At 38.0% G+C, this 26,570-nt stretch carries 16 protein-coding genes; 2 read left to right on the top strand and 14 right to left on the bottom strand.

The features are described 5' to 3' along the window. Positions 1-38: 38 nt before the first annotated feature. The 12 genes from BC008_RS24970 to BC008_RS24915 form a co-directional block, all read right to left on the bottom strand. Positions 39-803, bottom strand: a complete 765-nt coding sequence (locus BC008_RS24970) for an SDR family NAD(P)-dependent oxidoreductase (RefSeq protein WP_027843520.1) — start codon at positions 801-803, stop codon at positions 39-41. Between the two features lie 216 nt (positions 804-1,019). Beyond that, positions 1,020-1,412, bottom strand: coding sequence for a nuclear transport factor 2 family protein (locus tag BC008_RS24965; RefSeq protein ID WP_027843519.1), 393 nt, complete (start codon positions 1,410-1,412; stop codon positions 1,020-1,022). Positions 1,413-1,909: 497 nt separating this feature from the next. Then, positions 1,910-2,359 carry a hypothetical protein gene (locus BC008_RS24960; protein WP_027843518.1) on the bottom strand — a complete coding sequence of 150 codons (450 nt, stop codon included), beginning with the start codon at positions 2,357-2,359 and terminating at the stop codon, positions 1,910-1,912. Between the two features lie 157 nt (positions 2,360-2,516). Beyond that, entirely contained in the window at positions 2,517-4,241 is a 1,725-nt protein-coding gene (locus BC008_RS24955; protein ID WP_235595935.1) for a thiamine pyrophosphate-binding protein, read from the bottom strand. Between the two features lie 2 nt (positions 4,242-4,243). Next, positions 4,244-5,071 (bottom strand): type 1 glutamine amidotransferase domain-containing protein, encoded by an 828-nt coding sequence (locus tag BC008_RS24950; RefSeq protein WP_027843516.1) that lies wholly within the window; start codon positions 5,069-5,071, stop codon positions 4,244-4,246. A 79-nt stretch (positions 5,072-5,150) separates the two neighbouring features. After that, the gene (locus BC008_RS24945; RefSeq protein ID WP_027843515.1) at positions 5,151-5,834 is read right to left on the bottom strand and encodes a DJ-1/PfpI family protein; all 684 of its coding nucleotides are present in this window, start codon (positions 5,832-5,834) and stop codon (positions 5,151-5,153) included. An 830-nt stretch (positions 5,835-6,664) separates the two neighbouring features. Further along, a complete protein-coding gene (locus BC008_RS24940; RefSeq protein WP_058183984.1) occupies positions 6,665-9,850 on the bottom strand; it encodes an efflux RND transporter permease subunit in 3,186 nt (1,061 codons plus the stop codon). Positions 9,851-9,927: 77 nt separating this feature from the next. Next, entirely contained in the window at positions 9,928-10,629 is a 702-nt protein-coding gene (locus tag BC008_RS24935; RefSeq protein WP_027845238.1) for a GUN4 domain-containing protein, read from the bottom strand. Between the two features lie 107 nt (positions 10,630-10,736). Further along, entirely contained in the window at positions 10,737-12,164 is a 1,428-nt protein-coding gene (locus BC008_RS24930; RefSeq protein ID WP_058183983.1) for an efflux RND transporter periplasmic adaptor subunit, read from the bottom strand. A 705-nt stretch (positions 12,165-12,869) separates the two neighbouring features. Continuing rightward, on the bottom strand, positions 12,870-14,336 hold the full coding sequence (locus tag BC008_RS24925) for a cation:proton antiporter (RefSeq protein ID WP_027845236.1): 1,467 nt from the start codon (positions 14,334-14,336) through the stop codon (positions 12,870-12,872). Between the two features lie 829 nt (positions 14,337-15,165). Further along, positions 15,166-15,825 (bottom strand): helix-turn-helix domain-containing protein, encoded by a 660-nt coding sequence (locus BC008_RS24920; RefSeq protein WP_027845235.1) that lies wholly within the window; start codon positions 15,823-15,825, stop codon positions 15,166-15,168. A gap of 76 nt (positions 15,826-15,901) precedes the next feature. Then, on the bottom strand, positions 15,902-16,468 hold the full coding sequence (locus BC008_RS24915; protein ID WP_027845234.1) for a hypothetical protein: 567 nt from the start codon (positions 16,466-16,468) through the stop codon (positions 15,902-15,904). A gap of 2,027 nt (positions 16,469-18,495) precedes the next feature. On the opposite strand from BC008_RS24915, the gene BC008_RS24910 reads away from it, so the two are divergent. Together BC008_RS24910 and BC008_RS50740 are read left to right on the top strand one after the other, a co-directional pair. After that, the gene (locus BC008_RS24910; protein WP_235595933.1) at positions 18,496-19,557 is read left to right on the top strand and encodes an iron-containing redox enzyme family protein; all 1,062 of its coding nucleotides are present in this window, start codon (positions 18,496-18,498) and stop codon (positions 19,555-19,557) included. Positions 19,558-19,639: 82 nt separating this feature from the next. Next, entirely contained in the window at positions 19,640-19,813 is a 174-nt protein-coding gene (locus tag BC008_RS50740) for a hypothetical protein (RefSeq protein WP_201026176.1), read from the top strand. A gap of 478 nt (positions 19,814-20,291) precedes the next feature. Here BC008_RS50740 and BC008_RS24905 read toward each other — a convergent pair whose 3' ends face one another. Together BC008_RS24905 and BC008_RS24900 are read right to left on the bottom strand one after the other, a co-directional pair. Then, the gene (locus tag BC008_RS24905) at positions 20,292-23,858 is read right to left on the bottom strand and encodes a WD40 domain-containing protein (protein ID WP_058183982.1); all 3,567 of its coding nucleotides are present in this window, start codon (positions 23,856-23,858) and stop codon (positions 20,292-20,294) included. 663 nt (positions 23,859-24,521) lie between these two features. Then, the gene (locus BC008_RS24900; RefSeq protein WP_058183981.1) at positions 24,522-26,477 is read right to left on the bottom strand and encodes a VgrG-related protein; all 1,956 of its coding nucleotides are present in this window, start codon (positions 26,475-26,477) and stop codon (positions 24,522-24,524) included. Positions 26,478-26,570 lie beyond the last annotated feature (93 nt).

Raw genomic sequence — 26,570 nt, 5'->3', positions numbered from 1 at the left:
TTTTTAGAAGAGGGTTAAGTTTACGATTTACTGACAGTCTATTGAACTATATAAGCACCATCTACTACCAATGCGTGTCCATTCACATAGGAAGCAGCATCTGAACATAACCATAAAACTACTCCTGCGATTTCTTCTGGCTTCCCTAGGCGTTTAGCAGGAATAGAACTTATTAAGTTTTCGTATGCCTCTGTTCCTTCTGTGATGCCAATTGTATCCATCATTGGTGTTGCTACTGCTCCAGGACAAACAGCATTCACACGGATACCTTGAGTTGCATACTCTAGAGCAACGGTTCTGGTTAAACCAAGCTGAGCGGTTTTGGAAGTAACATAACCACAACCGTTAGGCATCCCTACTTGACTTAAATCTGAGGACATATTGACAATTATTCCTCCTCCCTGTTCTAGCATTTGCTGAATTTCGTACTTCATACAAAGAAAATTACTTGTTAGATTGTTTTTAATAACATAATCCCACATATCCTCTGGATATGAAGCTATAGGAAATTTGAAATGATCTTCAACTCCGGCATTATTACAGGCATAATCAAGTCTGCCATACTTTTTAACTATTGTCTGAATTAGAGACTTTACTTCTGTTGCATTGGAAACATCGCATGGCACAAATATTGCTTCACCGTTGATTTCGTTAATAAGTTTTAGTGTTTCCTCACCCTTGTTAGCTGAACGACCAGCAATAATTACCTTTGAACCTTCCTTAGCAAATGCTAGAGCTGTAGCGCGACCAATTCCTGAAGTACCACCTGTAACTAAAGCCACTTTGGATTTGAATTCCGTCATGTTTTTAGATTCTCCAATTTTATTCGCCCACATATACCTCATTGAATTGCAAACTGATATAAATTTTGTTCTCTGTACTTTCAGAAAATTAGTCAAAACTTTACAATCTCATTTCACACAAGTTTTTATGCAGTATTAAGTTGCAAAAAGTTTTGACTTTCAACACAAAGATATAATGTTTAGGTCATTTGACTAATATCTATACTGAGAATTGTTTTAAGCAACAGAACCATCCGGATACTGAGTCATACCAGCAAAATGAATAGCAATCTTGTTATCTCTTAAAACCCAACTGTCAGCAAACCGCATTGTGGCTTCACCGCTTTCAGTCTGCATTTTGATCGCTTCTACTATCATTAGTGTAGTTGGATTTTCAGTCTCTGCCCAAAAAGCAATATCAGTTTGCAAACCTTGAATACCTAAGATACCCTGGAAATGTTCTTTCAATTCTTTAGAGCCTCTGAAATAAAGTGGTTTTTTCTCAAAGCTACTAATAAGGACAGCATCATCAGTATATTGATTTAAGAGCCCATCAATGTCTTTGTCTAGGATTAATTGAATATGCTCCTTATACATTTTTCCTAGTGAAGAATTAGGTATATTTTTCATAATTAAATTCTGTAGTGTCAGTAAATCAAATTCTTACGGGACTTGGACATTGTTATTATGAAAAAAGCCTAAAAGCTATATAAGCCAAAGATTTTGAATCTATGTTAGATGCTTAATATCTCTTGATTACGGCTATAGCCATGCTTTACTAAGTAAGTCGGCGTAAAATGTCACTGCGTAGACTAACGTCACACTTTTGCTAACAGATTTGCCGTAGGCTAGTGGTAGGAAGTTGGAGATTCAGCAATAGCAAGACTCCAGGTTTATTTACATTTTGTTACATGATTAGGTTTATTTGTACCGACTTACTTAAGAGCAATTTTTGAGATTTGAGATATATCTCTTTCTCTGAATATATTTAAGGCTTTTTCCCCTTAGTTATTTGTCCAAGTCCCGTTAATAAACCTTACTATCCCGGTATTTCAGCTGATTCCGCCAATGAATTTGGTATCTAAATCAAACTGCAGCCTCTACAGCACCATGTTAATATTTACCACCTAAAGTTTAGCAGAGCCTTCATAGTAATCCAGTGAGTCGACAATATAAGTTTTTATCACCGGCTTCTGAGTCTTTGCCGATCGCTCAACGATCCATGTTTGATAAGCATCTAAAATAATCCGTTCGCTACTTGGTGCAGGTGGATTCCAAATACTAGCTTCCCATTTAACTACAACTTTAACAGTTACCTCGTTTCCTGAAGATGTAACTTTAACCTCTTTTAAGGTATGTACTTCATCAAAGAAAATATTAATAACACGCTCATACCAATCTTTAAATGCGTCAAAGCCATAGGCTGTCACTTCCGGAAAACGCATTTCTAAACCTTGTTCAGCCAGTAAAGGAATGAATTCTTCTAGTGGAGCATGAACGTCTAATTTCCGATACCAATCCGCTGCCATTTGCTTTATTTCTGACTCTGTTAGAGGTGCTAAATTAGCTACTGTCATTGCTTTTCTCCGTTTTAATCAGTAAAGTTTATATCTGTATCAATCCTATTTGAGTTATGAGACACTCACAAAGTTTCTCAACATCGATAGCTCAACAGAAAAGATTGACTATTTAATTTAATGATGTGTGACCAATTTATTTGGGGTGAATATTGCATTACTGACCACACTTAATCCCAATCTTTGTACCTTGAATTTCATTTGTGAGTACCAAGTCAATCAAGAAAGGTCCGTTGTAGCTCAACGCTTTTTGGATTGCAGGACCAATTTGCTCTGGCTTCTCAACTCGTATAGACCCAACTCCCATAGCTTCGGCTATCCGATCAAAATGGAGATCCGGCTCACACAAATTAAAAGAAGATGGGTATTCGTGTTCTGGTATATTATGTTCGCGCCAATAGTGCAAAATATTTAGCTTAAGTATTTGGTAACCCTGGTTATTGCAAATTATAAATTTGGCATCAATATTGTGGTGCACAGCTGTCCAGAGCGCCTGGATAGTGTACATAGAACCACCATCGCCCGTAACCGCAATTACCGTTTTGTCAGGATGAGCTAATTTGATACCAATTGCTCCAGGAATACCAACACCCAAGGATCCGCCTCGCGTTTGAAAATACCGTCCTATTGTTGTAGCTGGTATGTATCGACACAGTTCTGGAGAGTTAGTAAGAGCTTCATCGAAGATGATTGTATCTTCCGGTATATAAGTTGCTAACTCCTTTGCAAAGCGAGACATATGTAAGGGTACTGAGTCATACACAGCCTTGTCAGCTTCAAATAAAGCATTCAATTTATGCTGTTTTTCTTCAGCAATTAAAGCAGTTCTTTCATTTGCTGATTCCTTCTTTTCAACTGTTATTGTTGATTCTAGTTCAATAGCCAATTTCGCAAGGGTAGTTTTGGGGTCCCCAAGTAAACCAATATTTACTGGAAAGTTTTTGGCTATTTCATAAGTATCTAGGTCAATATGAATAACTTTTGCATTTTCAGCAAAAACACCAGAAAGTGTAGGAAATACTTCAGGGAAAACATAAGTTCCAACAATCAAAATTACATCTGCTTGCAACGTGATTTGAGAGCTATGCTCGCCAAACATATGACCAAGAAGTCCTTGATACAGAGGGTGTGTATCATTCATGTTTGGCTCAGATGAATCTGCTCCCCACACCTGAGCACCGATGATTTCAGCTACACGTGTTAATTCAGCTTGCGCATCTGAGACAGCTACACCATCACCTACAATTATCATTGGCTCTGATGCATTAGCAAGTATAGCTGCTGCCTGAGCTAATTCGTCAACTTCTGGAGTAACCCGCGTCACCGGAATAGAAGTTGGAACTACTTTTTCATGATTGGGAGCATCCAGAACATCCATTGGTAGGGATACAAACACAGGACCCATAGGAGGCGTAGCAGCTATTTTGATCGCCCGTCGCAGCACGCGCAAAACAGAAGAAGGATGAATCACCCGGGTTGACCATTTGGTAACAGGTTTGGCCATGCTTACAAGATCGACAGCCATTTGAGCATCCATCGCATCATATTTAATACCTGCTTCACCAGCCAACACCACCAACGGTGCGTGACCACGCATTGCCTGATACATCATCCCTATTCCATTCCCCAAACCAACACCAGTGTGAAGCTGCACCACCGTTGGTTTCTTAGTAACGCGAGCATATCCATCTGCTGCCGCCACCGCTATCGTTTCTTGCAATGCAAATATATATTTAAAGTCTGGGTAATACTTACCCAATGTATCTAGAAATCCTTCTTCTACGGTACCAGGGTTACCAAACATGTACTGGATACCGTCTGCCAAAAGTTGTTCAATGATTGCAAAGCGACCTGTTTTAACAGCTATTTTTTCTGCTAACATAATTACCACCCGTAGCGCTTAAGTTCTTTCTCTAAAACTTCTACCAATTTTTGACCAGTCATATAAGAATCTGGAGTGGAACGACCAGTGATAAATGGATAGTCAACAATTACGGATATGCCTTTACCAACATTGCCATGGTATTGCCCATTTGGACCCGTAGCATCACGTAGGATATATTCCAGTGGATAGGGGGGAGGTCCCATGTTCAGATCAGTACCTACAAATCCAGTTCCATCCATGTAATCATATTCCTTGCAATGACCTGTGACGTGTTTGCCCCAGATAATGCTCTTGCGGTCATCAAGATCGCGAGCAAAGGCAAGGCAAGTAACACCGTAGCATTCTGCAGCAATCGGTTTACCTACCCTGTAAAAACTAAGAATTAGATCGTGAACTCTATGGTTATTTGCTAAATCAATGATTGGACCACTACCACCTACTATTAGAATGGCATCGTATTGTTCCAAATCCTTCTCCACTTCATCAAGTGCCTGGTAGTAAGCTTCCATTTCCCGAAGAAATTTTGGAGAACTCCAGTAAGGTCTATCAGGTAACCATTTGGACAGAACTATTGGGTTATCTAGGCGAGGATTTCTAGGATCGTCTAAACTCTTGACTTTCTGTGCCATTTCCTGGGAAACCACTGGCTTACCTAAAGGAGGATCGATGTAGTAAGGATCCATACTGGGAGGAAGTGCTACTGGTCTTTTTCCTGTTGGAGTTGCAAAATCGACTTGGTAACCCTCAGCATCAAAAGCTTCCAATGGTCCGACAAGTTCTTCACCCCAATAGCCCCACTCAGATAAAATTACTAGAATCTTTTTCATAGGATTGCTTCCTTGTAAATGAATTTTAAGTTCATCCTCATTTAAAAAGCAGAAATATTTTTACATCAATGAAGATTCATTAGCTTGCACTTTTCATTGTGGAAAGAGGAGCAAGAAATTTTTTGCCAGAAAAACGATTTGCTGCAGAGGAAATCTGCTGAATCTGCTCCGTAATGGCGTCGATAAATAGATTAACTTCTTTCCTTGAACGACCAGTCACAAGATCGCCATCTACTACAACACCGGAAGGTGATGCTTCATATATAGCACCAGCATTAATGATATCTGCAAGAACTACCTCATGACAGATAACTCTTCGCCTCTTTAGTAATTCTGGTATCGGTGTCATTATCCAAAGCCCATGACAGAGTGCACCTTTAACAATTCTGGGATTCGCCATAGCCTTGGCATAAAATTGAACTGCTGGTGCATTAGAAACTTGTTCTGGAGTAATTACAGAACTTGAAGCTGGCTCAAAGTAACGCAGACGTACGCTCGTATAGTTCGCTGCCATAATTACGGCAGCATAGTCATTGACATCCACATCCTGAAAATCGATTTTCACTTCTAGAGTTTGAGGTGTCTCATCTCCCTCGGTATCACTAAAGAAGCGAAGACTAGGTTTATTCCAGAGCCTAGACATAAAATGTACAGTTGCTCTGAGTTCAGAAAAGCGCTGTTGATAAGCCTCAATTTCCTCGGGAATAAATTCACTTTCGACGAGGATTGCGATTTTCTTCCCTCCCAGCGATCTAGGTATCATATTAAATAAACTTCCATAAAGAAACTATATTCTGGGCTGGAAATTGTTGAGAATTTTCTTAAGCCTTTAATCACAAGTTTAATAAGTATATAAGAATATTACTAGGGTTAATTTTTTGCAGAAGGTTTGTATTTCTTTTAACTAAATAAAATACGAAATAAAAATTACAAATTGCTAAGAAATAGAAAATAATAGTACTTGTATAACTAGTATATTCTAAAGTTCGTGGTCAGAAATATATCCCTGAATCAGGATAAGAAAGTACCCACTACAAGCTTAAATTTAGTTTCTTCACTGTGATAATTGTGATAATAGAGTAAGTCCTGTTAATGTTATGTTACCTATAAAATATCATATGTTAGTTAAAACATATTAATATACTAATTTTTTAATATTTATAAAAAAATACTTTAACAAAAATCACAAACTTTTATATTATTGCCTTGGAAACTTATAAAAACAACCAATTTTTAATATGTCTACCTATAGTTTACGAATTTATAGGCGTTATGCTTTTTTATATACTTTACTTTCATTGTTATCAATAAAAAATTGGTCATCATTATTTATTTTTAATATATTAATCAAGTGATATAAATATAATAAAGGATAATATATCTAATTGGAATTCAGCTTACTTATAGTCAATAAAATATAAATAAAATTAAAATTTATACTGCAATATACACATCATATTTTTTCATTTTTTACCAATAGTTAACGTCAATTTTCAATAAAAATTCACAGAAGTTACTTAACTGGATTAATATGTACCAATTATGTAAATACTGTGATTTTTTACTTTCAGTTGTATTTATAATATAGAGACCTCATCTCCTATTATTACCTACTACGACTATTTCTTTTTCTTTTAATTGCTCCTTTTGTGGAGATAAACCACGACAATCATCTTTAAATTTACAGAAAACTGTGGCAATTACAATGTAAAGTACCGGAACAATAAACAAACTTAAAACTGTAGAAACAAGCATCCCGCCAAAAACAGCAGTACCTAAAGATTGTCGACTAGCTGCACCTGCTCCCGTTGCAATCACGAGAGGAAAAATTCCTAAAAGAGTGGAAACAGCAGTCATAATAATTGGTCGCATCCGCTGTTCTGCTGCTTGGACTGCGGCTTTAGTTATGGAAAGTCCTTGTTCGCGCAGTTGGTTAGCAAATTCTACAATCAAGATGGCGTTTTTACTCGCCAAACCAATCAACATTACCAAACCTACTTGACAATACACATCGTTGGGGAAACCCCGCATTGATTCGGCTAATAAAGCTCCTAAAATTGCCAGAGGTACCGCTAAAAGAATAATTATAGGATCGACAAAATTCTCGTACTGAGCAGCTAATACCAGGAACACAAATAAAATACCTAAACCAAAAATGATTGGTGCTTGTCCCCCGGATTCAATTTCTTCTAAAGAAATTCCCGACCATTCAAAACCCATATTTTGAGGTAAAACTTCACTAGCAACTTCCTCCATCGCTGCGATCGCTTGACCAGAACTGTAGCCGGGTGCTGCAGAACCATTAATTTCAATGGAACGGAATAGATTATAGTGATTAACAGTTGGCGGTCCAGTAACGGAAGAAACTTCCACTAAGTCACTAAGAGAAACCATTTTACCTTGTTGAGAACGGACATAAAGTTGCTCGATATCTTTTGGATGGGAACGAAATTCTTGATCGGCTTGTACATATACCCGATAGGTTCGTCCAAAAGCATTAAAATCGTTGACGTAGTTTGAACCAATCAGAGTACCTACAGTTGTCAAAACATCATTAACAGATACTTGTAACGTATTGGCGCGATCGCGATCTACTTCAATTAATAATTGGGGAGCATTTGCTGCATAGGTAGTGAAGACGTTTTGTAATTCTGGTCTTTCGTTAGCTTTTTGAATTAATTGGTCTTTAACCTTGATAAAGGTACTAATGTCATTGTTGCCTTTATCTTGTAATTGAAACAAAAAACCACCCACATTACCCAAACCTTGGATTGCAGGTGGGTTAAAAGCAATAATCCTAGCTTGAGAAATATTTGCTAACGCACCCTGAACTCTTGAAAGAATTGCTTGTGCTGACTTTTGGGGGTCTTTACGTTCTCCCCAAGGAATAAGAGGTACAAAAGAAAGACCACTATTTGCGGTTCTTCCAGTAAAACTAAATCCTCCTAAAGAAAATGTACCTTCTACTTCAGGAATATCCAGATATTCCCGATCTGACTTTTCAATAACTTCGCTGGTATATTCTAAAGAAGTTCCTTCCGGACCTTGAATTAAATTAATTAGGTAACCTTGATCTTCATCTGGAAGAAAAGCAGTAGGCACAACTTGATAAATCCAAATAGTGATTGCCAGTAAAAAAGCAAATCCTCCTAATACTAAAACTTTTAATCTAGTTAGGAAAGATAGGGCATTTTTATAGCCCCGACGCATTAGGTCAATACCATTGTTAATAACAGCAAATACTTTACCCACCCAACCTCCGGGTTCCTGTCCTGCTTGTAAGAGCAAGGAAGAAAGAGCTGGTGTAAGAGTTAATGCGTTGAAAGTAGAAATAATTACTGAGAATGCAATAGTTAAGGCAAATTGTTGATAAAGCTGTCCTGTCGTTCCCGGGAAAAAAGCTACAGGAATAAATACCGCCAACAACACCAAGGAAGTAGCAATTACAGCCCCAGAAAGCTCCCGCATCGCCTCCATCGCAGCTAAATGGGGTCTCATTCCTTGCTTTTGTACTTTCCCGGCGATATCTTCAACTACAACAATGGCATCATCCACTACCATCCCCGTAGCTAAAGTTAACCCGAATAGGGTCAAACTATTTATGGAAAAATTAAAAACTTTTACGAAAGCAAAAGTACCAATTAACGCTACAGGAATCACAACAGCCGGTACAATAGTAGCTCGCCAGTCTTGCAAAAATAGAAAGAGTACTAAAATTACCAGTAATACGGCTTGAATCAAAGTACTAACTACTTCTTTAGTCGACTCTTCAATAAACAAAGTTGGATCGTAGGGGATAGCATAGCTTAATCCAGGTGGAAAATTCTGTGATAATTCTGCCATTCTAGCTTTCACTGCTCTAGCGGCTTCTAAAGCATTACTACCAGGGGTCTGTAAAACCTGATAACCAATAGATCCCTGACCTCGATATCTAGCAAAAGTATCGTAGCTTTCTGCTCCTAGTTCCGCCCGACCAACGTCTTTTAATTTGACAAGAGTACCATTTTCTGATGTTTTGAGAACTATTTCCTCAAACTCAGAAACATCTTGAAGCCGACCAGCAGCACGCACTGTCAATTGATACTTTTGTCCATCTGCTGTCGGTGGTTGACCGATGCGTCCAGCACCTATTTGTAGATTTTGCTCTTGCAAGGCATTGACTACATCCTGGGCTGTGACACTCCTACTCGCAAGACGTTTGGGATCAATCCACAAACGCATAGCATAACGACGTTCTCCAAATATTCGTACGTCACTAACACCTTTAATTCTTTTCAGACTATCAAGAACGTATAAGTCAGCGTAATTGCTGATGAAATTATCATCATAAAGACCCTCTTCCTCACTGAAGATTCCCATGCCCACAATAGTACTGTTAGACTGTTTAATTACATTTACCCCAGTTCTTTGTACGGCTTGAGGTAACTGCGCTTCAGCAATTGATACTCGGTTGAGAACGTCAACAGCGGCAATATCAAGGTCATAACCCTGCTCAAAAGTAACTGTAATGCTACTAGAACCATCATCGCTACTAGTAGAACTCATGTACCTCATACCTTTGACACCATTAATCTCTCTTTCCAAAACGGTAGTCACGGTATCCTCAACAACTCGAGCGCTAGCACCGATATAATTAGCAGAAACCACCACTTGCACCGGACTAATATCTGGGTATTGTTCTACAGCTAGGGTAGGTATACTAACTATTCCTACCAACAAGATGATGATAGAAGAAACAATAGTTAAAACAGGTCGACGAATAAAAAACTCAACAAACATAAGAAATCAGTTATCAGTTAACAGCTATCAGGAGTCAAAATTTTTATTATCCCTATTACTCTATTACCGATTACCAATTACCTATTACCAGAATTCAATTCGCAATTTATTAAGCGAGCCAAAAAATAATTGGTCATCTTAGAGCCAAAGGGCGAGTTCCACCATCGAGAGGGGTGACAGCCTATGGGAGCGTTTAGAGTCCAGTCTAATTCTTCGCATTTTCGCCAACGGTTTTCTGCACGCCATCCTAAGCGTTTTCCCCATCTCCTAATAATGTCACTATCTTGTTCGATGGTTGTTTCAATATTTCCTCCTTCTTCCTGGTAAATACGAACTTGAATGCTAAAACCAAAACGTTCCTTGCTGTAATTCAGCCACAAGTTATCAATCACTTGCAAATGAACACAGGGAAAATGTTGCACTTGATCTGGACGAAATTCTTCTAGGTCTTCGTGTCCAGCGATATCGGCGATTAACCGGGTTGTTTCTTTATCTGCTTCTTCCCATTTTTCCGCAGCAAGCATATCTCGTAATGGTCGGTAGCGGACTACGTCGCTTACCAGTGAAAGATTATTCTCAATCGCCGACAGTTGCTCAGATAATTTAGAGTTCTGTTTGGATTCGCCCTCGATAGTAGTAGATTGTTTGTTAAATGATTCAGAATTTTTCTTTACAATCAGTTGTACTTCAGATAATCGACTTCTTAATTCATTTAACTGCTGTTGAATCTCAAATAATTGGCTAGAAAGATTATGAGTGTGGTTCTCGAGTTCATTCATATTTTAATGAGGATTGAGAATTGGCGACTAGGGATCAGGGAGCAGGGATTAGGGATTTTAATAGCCAAAACACGTAGAATGGGCTGTAGCACATTAACTGTTTGCTGTTAATTATCACCTTTACTCTGAGAACTTTTTGATTCTGGTACTATTAACGCTCCATCAGAGAGGTTGAGAATACCAGAAGTAATAATTGTTTCACCTCCTTTTAACCCTTCTAGAACTTGGTAACTATTATCTTGGATTGCTCCTAGCTTCACAGGCTTTTGCTTTGCTACCTGTTGAACTTCTCCTGAATTAGAATCTTTGTCTGTTTGAGCAACAAAAACAAACGCCTGGTTTCCTACACGAGATACTGCAAATGTAGGAATTAAAACTGCCGAATTGCGATCCCATATTACCCTTGCTCGCACAAATTGCTCCGATCTCAATCTCCCATTCGGGTTGCGAAAAGTTGCTTTGGCTGTAATTGCTTGAGCATCATTATCTACTTCCGGTGCAATAAAGCTAATTTTTCCTGTAGCTACGGGTTTACCTTCTTCGTTTTTTACTCTCAGTTCCACTGGAAGTCCCGGTCTGAGTTGACTCCCCTGTTCGGATGGCACAGAAAATCTTACTTCCAAGGTGTTATTCAGAGTTAGGGTAGTCAATTCTTGTCCCACATTCACATAATCTCCTACTTTGAGGGTGATATCTCCCACTACCCCAGATACCGGTGCAACAATTCTAGTATCTTCCAAATTCTCACTTTCAACATTTGCTTGAGATTGAGCTTGTTTAAGAGCAGCATTTTCTCTGTCTAAGCTTGCTCTTGCTGCTTCGACTTCTTCAGAGGAGGCTTTGACACCGGCTTGAACTGCATTAAGATCTTTCTGGGCTGAGTTACGAGCGGCGATCGCTGTTTTTAAATTTCGTGTTTGTATATCTAATTCTTGCTTTGATTGTGCGCCTTCTTCTACTAAGGTTTGGGTGCGCTTAAATTCTGCCTCTTGCAGTGCTACTTCTGCTGTTTGACGCTCTAACTGTGCTGCTACTGATTCTTTTCTTTCTTCAGCTTCTCTAAGACGGGCTTGTGCTGTCCTTAAGGATGCTTGTGCATTCGTGCGGGCGGCTCTTTGAACATTTACATTAGCTGTAGCTGCATTTAATTGAGCCCGACTACGATCTAGGCGCAATTGCATTATAGGAGTACCAGCCTTCACAAACTGCCCCGATCTTGCAGAAATCTCTACAATCCGCCCAGTCATTTCTGGACGTAGAGTTACCCTTTGTTGAGCCTCTAAAGTTCCAACAAAATCAGAACTGTTCTCAAATAAATCTGTTTCTGCTTTCTGCAAACTTACTGGAAATAGTCTAGCTTGCTGTTGTGATGGTTCAGAACCATTACGAAGTAAAAAATACCAGCTTAGTCCTCCAACAGTTAGAATTCCAAGAACAATTAATAACCACGACCATCTTCTTTTATTTTGGGGCTTTTCTGGTCGTAACCCATTACCATTAATAGTAGAATTTGAAGTTTCAGAAGAATAAGTCATGGGTAATCAAAAAATAATGATGGGAAATTACAAACATTGACACCATAGCAATTATTTATAGATTTTATAACTATAAATTAAGACTTTACCTTTGAATTTATAGTGCTTATTAAATATACTAAATTTACCTACTAAAAAAGCTTAACTACTTACTAAGAATAATAAAAAAGCTATATATCTATTAAATATTTATCAATAATTAAGTGTACATATTCGCTTAAATAAACGGGCAATATATTGAATTCTGCAAGCTAAGTTTATTTAAAATTTTTATTCTTAGCTTATTATCATATTCCTATTTTAATAGGATACCTGCTATCTATCAACCATAATTTTAGATATTTAATTCTATTGATATTATTAAACATAAATTAATCTATTTTGATATGCATATTAGAAAAAACAGAATTTTTTTATATTTCAAAGGTAACGATAAATCTCTCATTATTATCTCTGTTTAAGTAAATTTTAGGACAATAAATGAGTTGGAAATTCATAAAAAATTTCTTATTTTTTGCTCACATTATTTTAATAATTTGCACATAAATGATAGATAAAAATATCAGAGAAAATACTCCACAATTAGACTGATATTAATCTTTGTATTGTTAAGTGATTTTCTGAGATATTAGAGATTGAAAAGCTAAGCAGTATTCACTTTATTGACTTAACTTATAAACTGCTTATAATCTACCACTTGTAATTTCAGTTAAACTTGGAAATAGGTAGACAATCTCTTTCAGTTATTTTTGTACAATCTTTAGAATCATCTAATTTTGAAGAATACCTAGGAAACACATAATTAAGGATTATTGGCGCAATTAAAGTAGTGACAATCACCATAACAACTATTGCTGCACCTAAGGAGTTTGACAAAGCCCCAGTGGTAACACCCAAGCCTGCAAACACTAATCCAACTTCACCTCTGGGAATCATTCCAGCACCAATTGCTAATCTATTTATAGGTCTATCTGCAAATACTAAAAAGCCTGCAATAACTTTGCCAATAATTGCAATAATGATTAAGCAAGCAGCAATAATCAAACCTTTATGATTGGCTGCTACTGTAGGGTTGAGAACACTTAAATCAACTCTTGCCCCAACTGTCACAAAAAATATGGTTGTGTAAACAAATATAAATGGCTCAAACAATTCCTGTATTTTTTTCTGAAACTCAGTTTCTCCTAATACTAAACCTGCCGCAAATGCTCCTAAAATTGCTTCCAAACCGATGCTAGTTGCTAGTAAAGCACAAGAATTTAAAAATATAACTGCCAAAAGCATTAATGCCGCAGGATTATTAATTTTCTTAATTGTAGCGACAAAAATAGAACCGAAAATATGATTGAGAAAAATTGTACCTAGAATAAATGAGGCTGCGCTGATAAGTAAATAGATAACATTGATAACTTCAATTTCTCCTGTTTGTACTAAGCTAAGTACAACTGCTAGAATTATTATCCCCAAAATATCATCTAAAATTGCTGCTCCCAGAATTATTTGACCTTCGTCAGATTTAAGACTACCAATATCCTGTAATACTTTAGCTGTAATACCAATACTTGTAGCAGTGAGAGCTGCACCAGCAAATAAAGCAGGAATAGTTCCAATAGCAAAAAATTTGATTAGTGCTAAAGTTCCCAAAGTAAAAGGAAAAATTACACCAGCAAACGCCACAGTTACAGCTTGAGTACCTACGCGAATCAATTCTTTGAGATTCGATTCTAATCCTGTGGTAAATAATAGTGTCAAAAGTCCGATGTTTGCACTTTCATCGAGAAATTCCTTCATCTGAAAATTATAAGCTTGTTCCATTGTTTCCGAAGAAACACCCGTAATAAATTGCAAAAATCTCAGTAATACACTATTAGCTTCTGTACCTTCTGTAGAAAAGATTAAAATTCCTAATATTGAACCTCCAAGTAATATTCCAGAAACCAAATCACCTAATACGGAGGGTAATTTAAGACGAGTACAAATTTCTCCAAGGATAAGACTAAAGATAAAAATTATCCCAGCCGTTGCTATCATGGCAGCTATTGCAGCTTTTTCTTCTCCTCCACCCTCAGTCCCTTCTATTAAAAATAAATTGGGCAATCTCTGTAAAATAGGAATCATAGATAAATCCATATCTAATTCCAAGTGATTCATAATTACAGTTGTATTTAACATTTATATTTTCCTTCTATTGAATGTTTATAAATCCCTTAGTTTTGCTGACGAAAATATCGATATTCCATTTACCACAAAGGTAAAAAAATCCTATAACCTGTTTACATCTAAAATAATTTTTAACGGGCGTTTCTCCTATTAGATTTTCGCCCTTAAGCAAAGGTAAAAACTTCTTTTTAAGCCATGACACGATTTAACAAAGAGATAGATATGATTCAGATACCGGGAAATTTGGGTGAAGATATTTTTAGACGATTAAGGACTGCGTTTTTTATCCTGTATAAGTTTTAGGGTTTATAGCAAGATACAATTTAAATCTCTAAAAATATCTTCATACATATTGTTCTGAAATGCAGAGTTAAGTTAGCAAAATCAAACAACTGTCAAGTGTTTTTTCTATTTATGTAACAAAACTTTGGGTGCGGCTCTTTTGCTAATACAGAATAACAATTTTGTTAATGCTTGTAACCCTGTTTACAACTGAAATAATTTTTAACGGGCGTTGTTCCCAAGCTTATTTTCGCCCTTAAGCAAAGGTAAAATCTCCTTTTAAGCCATGACACGATTTTTTAACAAAGAGATGTGATTCAGATACCGGGAAATTTGAGTGAAGATATTTTTAGACGGTTAAGGGTTGTGTTTCTTGCCTTACATAAGTTTTAGATTTTATGGCAAGATACAATTTATATCTCTAAAAAAGCCGCATCCCAACAATTTGCTTTAAGCATTTTTTGAAATACTTTAAAAATCAAAAGTTGTAACAATATAAACAAGCTCTTCTTTGAGGATTTTCAGCATTAACAATTTGACAATTTCTTAAACTACCCAATCATGCATTAACCGGGATTTCGCTTTTTATTAATTGTAGATATTGTTCATCAACCAATCTTAAGTTTTCTGACTCTATATCAGCGTAATAATCTTTGTAAAGGATTGTAAAAATTTCTTGCACGCAGGCTTCTAGCCTTTGAGCTTCTCTATTAGTCATATTCATGGCTCTGTACGTAATGACATGGTTTGGTATCATTTCTTGTAGCTCATGTATCTGCGAAAGTGGGATGCTCCAACTTTGATGTGTTCTTCGCCATGCTCGCGGGTTGGTCCCATGGTGTCGGAGAAACTGGCGACTGAAATGACGTTTATCAAAATAGCCTACGGCTTCAGAAATCCATTCAATTGTCCGACTAGTTTCAAGGAGCAGGCGACGTGCTTCTGTCATGCGGCGCTCAACAATCCAACTTAAAACAGTCTTTCCGGTCTTTTTTCGGACAAGATCGGTTAAGTAAGCTGGAGATCGACTAACTGCAACAGCCACATCCCGAAGACTAATCGCTTCTTGATAATGTTCTTCAATGAAACGGAAAACTTTCAACAGCAGTGGTTGGGGATGAGGTAAACACTCTTGGGAATCTATTGCCCATTCAGTAGTATTAAGGAATGGATCTATATTAAGATTGTGGGATTCGGTGTGATTGTGCAAGGTATTCATCACATAATCCTCGTTATTTAGTTAAAGGACACACTATAACTTTCTACTGGTTAAGAATTAATTATCAAATCAACTCTTAACGCCTTAGCCAATGTAACAACTCATTAGGAGCATAAACATCACGAGAAAAACTAAGTTGCTGGCATTTTAAATAGCAGCAACCTTTGTGACCTCGCCGAAGAAAAGTTTCATTCCCTTCAGCGATTGTTTCATTAGTCACATCATCATAACAATTCCATTCAGTATATATGACCTCACCATTGAAGATAATAATTGGCCAGGCCATTGTTACACCTGGTTGAGCAAGAATTGCCCACCAGTTTACTTCTCTATTTATCGCTGATGTTTTGCTATAAAAAGGTCCATCAGCACAAAAACAAGTAAATTCATTAGCGTATTCAAGGGCTAGTATATCTGCTCGTCCTTGTCGTAGGGCTTCACAGTGGGTTGGCCACCAATCTTTATTTTCCTGCTCTATTTGCGCTAAGGTAAATTCTGAACTGATTTCAGGTAAAACTTCTTCACGGAGAGAAATGTATCTCTCAGCACTATTTAGCAATTGGATTGCTAGTTCATTAGAAACTAGGTTTGCTTTTGAATAATCTGCAATCAGTTCCTGGTAGTAGTTAGTTGGTCTAGCCATGCAAAAACTTTCTACTATGTTGGTAGATAACGGAATCTTCGATTAGAGTTGAGCAAGTAATAACAGCAATTAAGCAATTGCAAAATGCTAAGCGCAGTGACGCACTAACAAGGTAGGGTATGGAGCAAGTAGTAAAATAATTGACCCTTACTTACTTACTTTAAGAGAATGTTTTAATAAATAGAGCAGTAAACGACAATTTCGTAACTTTTACAAGCAAAGGCTTCAGGCAATAATCAATGTTAAAGCCGTTCCGGCAGAGGCTTTGCCGACGCCGCAGGCTCTAGCTGCACATTCAGGCTTTGTGTGAAAAATTAAAATCTAGATTCCCAGTGGTGCCTGGGTTAAAGCCATTGTGTTGTTGTAGTAACCAAAGAGTGCTAGGTAGCAAGACAAAGTTAAACTTTTATTATCCCGTTAAATTTGCGCAATTCGTACCGGTACCTGTGTCAGATAAATCTTGAAAGTTTAGGGTTTGTGTGTCTAGTAGTAGGTTTGAAAGATCTAGTGTTGTGTATTTACTCAACACTATTGACTTAATCACCTCTAATTTATTACTTCAAGAATATTTGAGCAGATCAAGATAGAAAAGTTAAGATAGAAAAGTTAAGGAAAAAGTTAAGGAAAAAGTTAAGTCGCTTGCGAAAAAAAATTACCCTAAACCATGACCAGAGAGCTTTTCAGCTCACATCGAATCTGGATAATAGGAATGGTTAATTTTTCGAATCAACAACCCACGGCTAAAAGCCAGTGGATTTCTAATTAGTCCGTGTGTCTATGAAGCTCAAATTAAAAAAACTACAGCAGCTTTAGTCAACCATGAATTATGCTGAAAATAAAACTAGATTAAAGTTTCAAGCTAAGCTTTATGCCGAGATTTGAGTATGCAAGTGAATTATTTTGGCAAAAGTTAGGCGTTCGCTAATTTAAAAACAAAGTTTTTCTCATTGTCGTTATTTCAACTCCATAGTTATATTGACAAATCTACAAAAACATAATTTGTCACTACTAATGTCTCGGGTAATAGCTAAACTTACAACAATTTGCAATTTAATGAGGTCACTTGGGCAGGCAAAGACGCTCAGCGTACAAAATATCATCTGTACCTCACCCATTAGAAATCCTTTGCATGCAATAACTTGCAGCATTCTCAAAAAGAGCCTGAGCAAAATTTTCTGGTTACCGGGCTGAGCTTACCGCAGAAACTTTAATTTAAAAAAGTTAATAAATTATGGACTTTAACGCTCTTCCATAACTCTGGTCAGAGTACAAATGAAATTCTTGCCACACAAGACTTTTAGGCAAAATTGATAACTTTAGCCATGATGTTAGAAAATGAAATTCCAAACCCAGCCTCTATCTGAGGTTTAAAAATTATCTGAGATTTTTATCTCCTTGAAGTGATAAGCTGCTCGGCATTTAATTTTAAATAGGAACTAAGGCTGTGAAAGTATTACAGCCACTGAATTATTCAATTTTAATGCGCATCAGCTTAGGAGAGGACTAAATTTTATGAACAGCTGATAACCTAAAAGTTTTTATCTTTTCTTTATCTTGACTATATTTTCTTGGTAAAAATTTATTGGGGTTACAAACTTAGAAATATAAAGCTTGCGGTCATACGGTGATTCAAAAGCTAAAAGCTTCTGGGCTTATATCTAGAGAATCAAACAAAATTGTTCAGATTAACTAGTTGACAGCCAGATCTTTATGCTACTACTTCACCGTATTATTTATGAAGGATTTAATAAGTGAGATAATTTTGCTCACTAATTACTAGTAGTGAGTGAGATGCTCCTCCAATAAATTTTATACCTATCGAAATTAATGTGGTCAACCACTAGTACAAATCTAAAAAACTCCACAACAATACCATTAAGCTCGTAGAAGTAACGAGTTCCAAGTCACGATAGAGAATACAGTTTCACTATCTTAAACATCTTCTAGAAATTTAATTTTCTTGCCATCCAAGTCATCTTTGACAAATAGATCTGTTAGGAATTATCAATTTTCATCAGGAGCTAGACATGATACCTGATTTTAACAATCAACAGTCAGCAATTAATATTGAATCGGGTTGTTTTGCGTCCAAAAGGGTAGTAAAGAAAACAGCCAAACGGGCTTGGAAAGATCAATTAGCAAAAAAACAGAAATCTGCAGTTGATAAAGAATCGACGAGTTTTATTGCTGACCAAGTAGCAATGAAGACTACTAAAGGTACTTGGGCTGTTAGTAGCCAGAAATCTGCGAACGATACGGAATCTACAGGTTTTGTGGCTGAGCAAGTAGCAGGGAAGACTACCAAAAGAACTTGGGCGCATAAATCTAATTCTTCAGGGATCGTCGATCCCGGTTCAAGAAAGTCGGTTGACGCAGATAAATTAGCGAAAACCCGGAAGTTGTTGGATGGCGCGATCGCACTTGCTTGGAGAGATGTGATGACAAACCGCAGACCACCTGCTTTAACCTCTACTCGCTGGGTATGGCGACTAGCAGGTTCTTACCATCTTACTCATTCCTACCCGCCACTGATTAAAAAAGCTGCTCAACACTTTGCAAAAACTGGTCGCACGAGTTTGGCGCAGTGGGCTGAACAGAAAGCTAAAGAAGAACAGGGTCACGATCTACTTACTTTACAGGATATTCAGTCAATGGGATATAAAGCTTCTGCCCTGGTAGAAGCAGTAGTTCACCCCGGTGCAGTGGCTTTAGTGAATTACTTTACCCAAACAGTAAAGTCTCCAGATCCAATTGGTTGCGTTGGCTATTCCTATACAATGGAACGCCTAGCAACAGGGATTGGAACAAAAAAGTATATACAGTCAGTTGAGACTATGCTGCCACAGGATACCAATGCCACTCGTTGTCTGCGTGTACACAGTAGTGTTGGCGCTGATGTAGAGCACGTAGAGGAAACGGTTGAAATGGTTGCGGGGCTTTCTCCTTCCGAGCGTAACGATATAGCCAATGCCTGTTACAAGACAGCACTGCTGTGCTTCAACCCACCCAAAGAGGGCTATATATCAGATGAGGAACTGCATCATGTGTTGAAACCACTAAAGCATATAAAAACCACCGGTGAGACCTAATTATTAATAAGTCCAATAGCCAAGACAAATTGTTTTAAGCATCATTAACAGTACCAATCAGAACAACTATAAGGAGAAGAAAATGGAAACTACAAAAGCTGCTGCTATCGAACAACAATCATTGAGCCTGGATTCTATCAGCAAGCTCATTGATAGTACTTTTGAAGTCTTATATGACATCGAAGTTGATTTGGAAAACATTTTGACTACTGAATTTGAGCAAGGATTTCCAAGCGATTTAGAAATGACTAATTGATACATTATGGTTATCCATCCGTCTAATGATTCAGACTTGAGTTAACAACTAGACCTTTGTAGAATTGTAGAGACATGAAAATAAAATTGGAAACTATAACAGGTAAGCTTTAAAGCTTGTTTGTGCTAAACAAGTAAAAGGTAATAGCATTTATATTCTCAAAAACCTTACACTTTAGTCCGCAATATCGCCAGGTAAATTCGAAACTAAGGGATGAAAGCACTATAAAAGCAAGTTGTGTGGCTTATAGATTCGCGAAGCTCTACTTTTTCAGCAAGCCCTATTTAGGGCTTGCTGAATAAAATTGAAACCCATAATAGACAAGCTTTTTAAGCTTTTTGTGCGAAACAAGTGCAAGGAAATAATGCTCATTGAAGCTGACTACCGTAACAGTTAGACCATTAGGTAAGCTTTTCTGGGTTGATGAAGTCCCTACAACCCTACTAGTTTTCTAGAACTGCTGCTGCAATACGCTTTTTCAATCAATCGCTCCCAGCACTTTCAGGGTAGCAATTGCTGGTGCCGTTAAACCTGTAACTTGCATGATTTTCATACGCTCGTAAGGTTTCTCAGCTTTCAGAGTTTTTAAGCACTTACCTGTTGTAACATTCCAAAGTTTAATTTTCTCATCTTCACCAACGCTAGCCAGAGTTTGATTATCTGGACTAAAGGCGACTGACCAAACCCTACCTGTATGTCCTTGCAAATTACTGAGACATTGACCAGTGCTGACATCCCACAGGTTGACAGTATGATCTTGACTGCAACTTGCTAATGTCTGGCTATCTGGACTAAAGACAACTGATTGCAACCAACCCGTATTTACCTGCAAAATTCTTAGGCATTCACCAGTGTAGATACTCCATAACCTTAACGTTCCATCCGGACTAGCACTTGCAAGCAATTCACCATCAGCACTAAAATCAATTGACCAAACCCAGTTCTTATGACCTTCCAACGTTCTTTTGCACTCACCAGTGCTAACGTCCCACAATTTGATTGTCTGATCCAAAGCACCACTAGCTAGCATCGTTCCTTGAGGACTAAAAGTAACTGACCAAATTGCAGCATGATGTTCCTGGAAATTTTTCAAGGCTTGACCCGTACTGACGTCCCACAATCTCACCGTTTGATCCTCACTTCCACTTACCAGTGTTTGACCATCAGGACTAAAAGCAACCGACCAGACCAAAGCATGATGTCCCTGTAAAATTCTCAAGACTTGACCCGTCCTGACATCCCACAACCTCACCGAAGAATCATGACTAGCACTTGCCAGCATTTGCCCATCTGGACTAAAGGCAACTGACTGAACCGCTGCACTATGCCCCTGGAAAGTTCTTAAAGCTTGACCCGTACTGACATCCCACAACCTCACTGAAGAGTCATGACTAGCACTTGCAAGTATTTGCCCATTTGGACTAAAGGTAACTGAGAATATCTGATTAGTATATCCCTGAAAAGTTTTGAGGCATTCACCAGTGTGAGAACTCCACAACCTCGCCGTCTGATCGTAACTGCCACTTACTAAGAGATTGCTCTGTGGGCTAAAGGCGACTGAATATACCCAACTGGAGTGCCCCTGAAAAGTTTTGAGGCATTCACCAGTACTAACTTTCCATATTCTCACTGTCTGGTCGTGGCTGCCACTAGCTAGGAGATCGTTTCGTGGACTAAAAGCAACTGAATATATTTCATTGGAATGTCCGTGGAAAGTTTTGAGGCATTCACCACTGCTGACATCCCATAATTTCACTGTCTGGTCTTCACTGCTACTCGCCAGCATCTGACAATCAGAACTGACGGCAATTGACCGTATTCCATCACGGTGCCCATGGAAAGTTTTGAGGCATTCACCACTGCTAACATCCCATAACTTTACTGTCTGGTCATTACTACCACTCAGCAGTGTTTGCCCATTAGCACTGAAGGCAACAGAACATACCCAATTTGTGTGTCCGTGGAAAGTTCTGAGGCATTCACCACTTTGAATATTCCATAACTTAATTGTCTGGTCGTCACTACCACTTACTAGTGTATCACCATCCGGACTAAAAGCAACTGACCAAACCTCGTTATCATGACCTTGAAATGTTTGAAGGGATTGACCAGTACTGATATCCCACAAACTCACGGTGTAGTCCATGCTACCACTAGCAATAGTCTTGCCATTAGGGCTGAAGGCAAGCGACACAACCCAGTTGGTGTGATCCTTGTAGATGAGAAGTTGTTTCCAATCTGAAACTTGGTATAAGCGAATCTCACCATTAGTATCACCCATCGCCAAAAGTTTACCATCAGGGCTAAAGGCTACTGATACAACACCACCAAACGTTTCAGAAAAAACAGACTTAGCAAGATCGGAATTTTGAAAGCTTACATCATGTAAATTCACATTCTGTAAATCTGCTTGCCAAACACACAAATTAGAAAAATCATAGCCTGTGAGATCCGTTTCCAATTTTTTATTTCTAAACAAATTGATAATATTTCCAGCTGCATAACCTGGTTCCAAGGGCGATGTCTCTTGCAGCGTTACTAAAATCTTATTGAGTTGTTGTTCTAAATTTATTTTCTTTCTAAAAACAACGAGAAGTTGATTTATCAGAGGTTCGATAATCAAACGACCTTGAGTATCTTTAACATAATCTTTCCCCTGCGCCTTCATCAGAGCATAGGAATTAAAAAGTACAATGTTTTCAATTTTTCCTCGCCAAATCTCTAAACAAACCTCAGCGACCAATCCCTCAGTCACATACTCCATCACTACAGGTTGTAATGTGAAGAATGCAGCAGTTTTTTCAATTAAACATCGCCGTCCCAGAGATTCCAAAGCTTCCAGTAATTTGCCTTCTGGAATTGGCAATACAATATCATCTCGCAATTCTAATAGTGAAATTGGTTCGCGATTAATCGCTAGCCAGTACATTACTTCCTGTTCTAGCTCGGATAAGCGCTCAAACTGCTGCTCTAAAAGCTCGCGAATATCACCAAAAACAACTGCATTGTGCTTTAAAAATTCATCAACACTACCATCAAATAAATCTTGAATGGTCGTAGAAACTATTTTTATAGCCAAAGCATTACCTGAATAGCGTTTGACCAGCTTCCTCAAATTTTCCTCAGAGCCATTAAGTCCCTTAACTTTTAAGATTTTCTCCCCTTCTGCTGCCTTTAAACCACTCAATTGTAATGAGCGAACAAGTAATTGTTTTCCCTCAAGTGGGACTAAATCTTTAGGTTTCTCACGACTAGTCAAAACTAAACAGCTGTGGTGGGGGATTTCTCCCACTCTTTTGAGGAGTTCACCATAGCCCTCATATCCCTCTCGATATTGTCCTGCTCTACTACTATCGCACAAAATCGATTCTGCATTATCAAGTACTAGCAAACACCGTGATGTCTGTAAATAACCAATGAGTCGCGATACTCTCTCGCCTACACTTTCTGGTAAATCAATTTCTGTTTCTTCCTCATTTGAAAGGAATTGGATCATTTGAGCGATTACAGTTTCAACCGGGGGAGCATCTCGTAGCGAGATCCACTGGAGAAACTCAAACTTATACTCAATATTTTTTGCTAGCCTTACCGATAGAGAAGTTTTTCCGATCCCCCCCATTCCCAATATTGCCACCATTCGGCAACGTTCACTAATAATCCATTGCTCCAACTGAATAATTTCTTCTGTCCGTCCATAAAAAGCTGAAACACAAATTGCTTCTCCCCAATCTTGGCGCTTAGGGGAGATTTTCCGTTCAATCTTCTCAAAATTAGATTCTGGCTTTGAATAATCGTTTTGGTTTAGTTCTAAATTAAATGCTTTGAATAAATAAATCAGTGTTCGTTTGTCAACTCCCTCTTCGCAACTGAGTACTCTTCGCAACGTAACGGGGGTAAATCCAGTGTGACCGCTTAAATCTTCAAAAGTATACTTTTGTCCATTATTTTCATCTATTTCCAATTTAAGCTTTGCATCCTGAAACCTTCGCCACCCTAAAGGAGTAAGGACAACACCACGACTGCGTCTTGATTTGCGCGATTTCATGGGTTCAAATGTAAAATTTAAGTTTACGACAGTTTTCTTGGAATCTTTTGATTTGAGTGTATAGATTAAGTCCAAGTAGGCAATTGAATAACTTTGTAACGCTATCTAATAATCTAATACGAATAAAAATACCGCCATGCAGAGTTTAGAGTGGAAATACATTTCACCTTACCATGTCTCGTAATTATGTACCTACAACAAATTAAATATTAAAAGTGTTTAACTTTTTCATAAAAACCTCTCGGGAGTTTAGAAACCCAGTCTATGTTATGGCTGGGAGGAAAAACGGGACGGGACAATTTAATGCGGGTTTAATTAACAGTTATTGACACTTATTCTACACTAAAGTATTAGATGTCTAGTAAACTATAGATAGATACCATATACGAAGCTTATGCAGTTTAATACAAAGTTTTGTAACAAAAATCAGCTAGCCCTCATTTGCAACAATTCACTCTAATTATTTATATCAAGCAAAGTAAATTTTGTTAGTAGGTCCAAGCTTTTGGGTTGACAAGCACTCTAAAAGCTTAGCCAAACACGTTTTAAGGGTTGTGAGACTACAAATAAAATCAATTAATTAATTGAGAATACTAATCATTAGTAGATTGAGGTGCGATCGCAGTTTCTCGAGCTATACACAAAAAAACAATATTAAACGTCCTATGGTATTGGCTTTGGACCAGTAATAGGAGTAATCATCGTAATCGGTCCTGCTGTAGTAGTTAAGGTCATTGTCCCAGCATTGATGGATAAAGCACCTGGAGTGCTAATTGTAACTGCACCCCCAGCACTAATATTAATAGTCGTTCCGGCTGTCATGTTTACAGTTGCACCAGCACTTAAATTGGCAGTTCCACCAGATTTCATACTGAGACTAGCATCAGCATTAGTATCTATTGATGCAGCATTCGAACTAATATTAGCTGTGGTAGTTTGATCTATTTTGGTGTCAGCTTTAATACTTATACTTCCATCTACATCACTTAAATGTATTCTCTGTCCTCCTGCAGTTTCAATTTCAATAAACTTTTCCGTATCGTTAAAGCGCAATCGATGACCGGGACCGGTACCAGTCTGAATGTAGTAACCCCGTTTTTCTGAACCTTTATCATCATCTACAAACCAGGTTTTATGACCGAAGCGAGTTGTAGAACTGCGCAAACGCACTTTCCCATCAACGACTGTATCGCCAATATCTCTGGGAGTAGGATCTACACCATTCCATACCCCACCAATGATATAAGGACGATTAATATCTCCATGCTCGAAACCAACTAGTACTTCATCGTTGATTTCCGGTAAATAGTAAATTCCTCTACCCGCACCAGCACCTGGAGCGATCACCCTCGCCCAGTTACTAGCATGCTCTTCTGTCATTGTAGGAAATTTTACCTTGACTCTTCCCCAACCTTCTGGGTCTTGGTTATCCGTAACAATTCCGACTAAAAGTGTGTGTCCTGGGTCGGGTTTATTCTGGTTTGCTAAAGCGGTGAATAGATTACCTCCTCTATTCCCACGAATGCTGAAGTCTGTAGTATAAACCCTCGCGGAATATGTATGGCGGGTTTCAGTAATGTAATACTTACCGCTATGTTGTCCCATATCTTTGAGGTTCACTACTTTACCTGCGCGAACTTCGGCGTTCCCTTCCGATTGAGCATCAGCACTGATAAATTGTCCTCCCAATTCATCACATAATGCTTGCGCCATTATATCGGCTTCTTTAGGTTCAAATACTGGTTTATCTACAATAATCATCTTAGGTTTGGGAGGTTTACCATTAAACTTGTTGCTGGTTTCGCTACCTACACCATTATCGGTATGTGTAATTACTGAAGCAGACTGAACTATTGATACGATTGGTCTTTTTTGAGCGTAGTCCCAACCCCTTACTTCAACTTCCCTAACTTGTTCTGCACTAGTCACGTTAACCCGAAAACCGTGTATATCCTTTAACCACTTAAGAGTCAATTCATCGCTATCAGCTTTAGGTTTGCGAAAGTTAAGTACACCATCTTGAATAAACAGTTCAAAGCCAATTCTTGCTGCTCTTTCCCGCAAGAATTCCATATTGGTTTGATTAGGTTGAAAAATATAGTCATGGACAACACCACTAGGATCGAGTTGACCAACTTTTATACCTACTTCTTCAGTAATTTTCTGAACAATATCGCTATCTGTCATATTCAGAAAAGACCGATTGTGTCTTCCACGATGTAAACGATGGGAAAAATCATAGCCTCGAACAACTACAGGTGCTTGAGATCTACCGGTAAAATTGGTATCAATGGCTGTTATCTCTCCATCTAAAATATAACTTGTATGTTCATCTGAAAAATCAGGAGATTCGGTAGTACTAGAAGTAAAACCAATTCTAACTGATTTCCCTATCTGTAATAAGTCTTTGTGACGCCATACTTCATCTTCTTTCCGACCGGGAAAATAATCATTTTGAATTACTAAAGTGAACATTCCCGGACGGTGTAAGCTTTCTTCTACAACAATTTGCAGAATATCTTCCATGAAAAGACTAGAAACTGGATTACCATCTATTTCTATCTGTGGTTTAGCACGATAATTAGCAGTATCTTCGGATGGGGGATTATAATTAGCCATACATCGGTGGGGATTGGGAATTGGAGATTAGGGAAAGTTTGAAGTGGGTATTTTATCCCAAGTATTGCGTTACGCGTGAACAAAGTGAGGACG

The organism is Mastigocoleus testarum BC008 (genome assembly GCF_001456025.1).
Classification (GTDB): domain Bacteria; phylum Cyanobacteriota; class Cyanobacteriia; order Cyanobacteriales; family Nostocaceae; genus Mastigocoleus; species Mastigocoleus testarum.
Note: the sequence above shows the minus strand (reverse complement) of the source record. Positions and strands in the feature narration are given on the sequence as shown.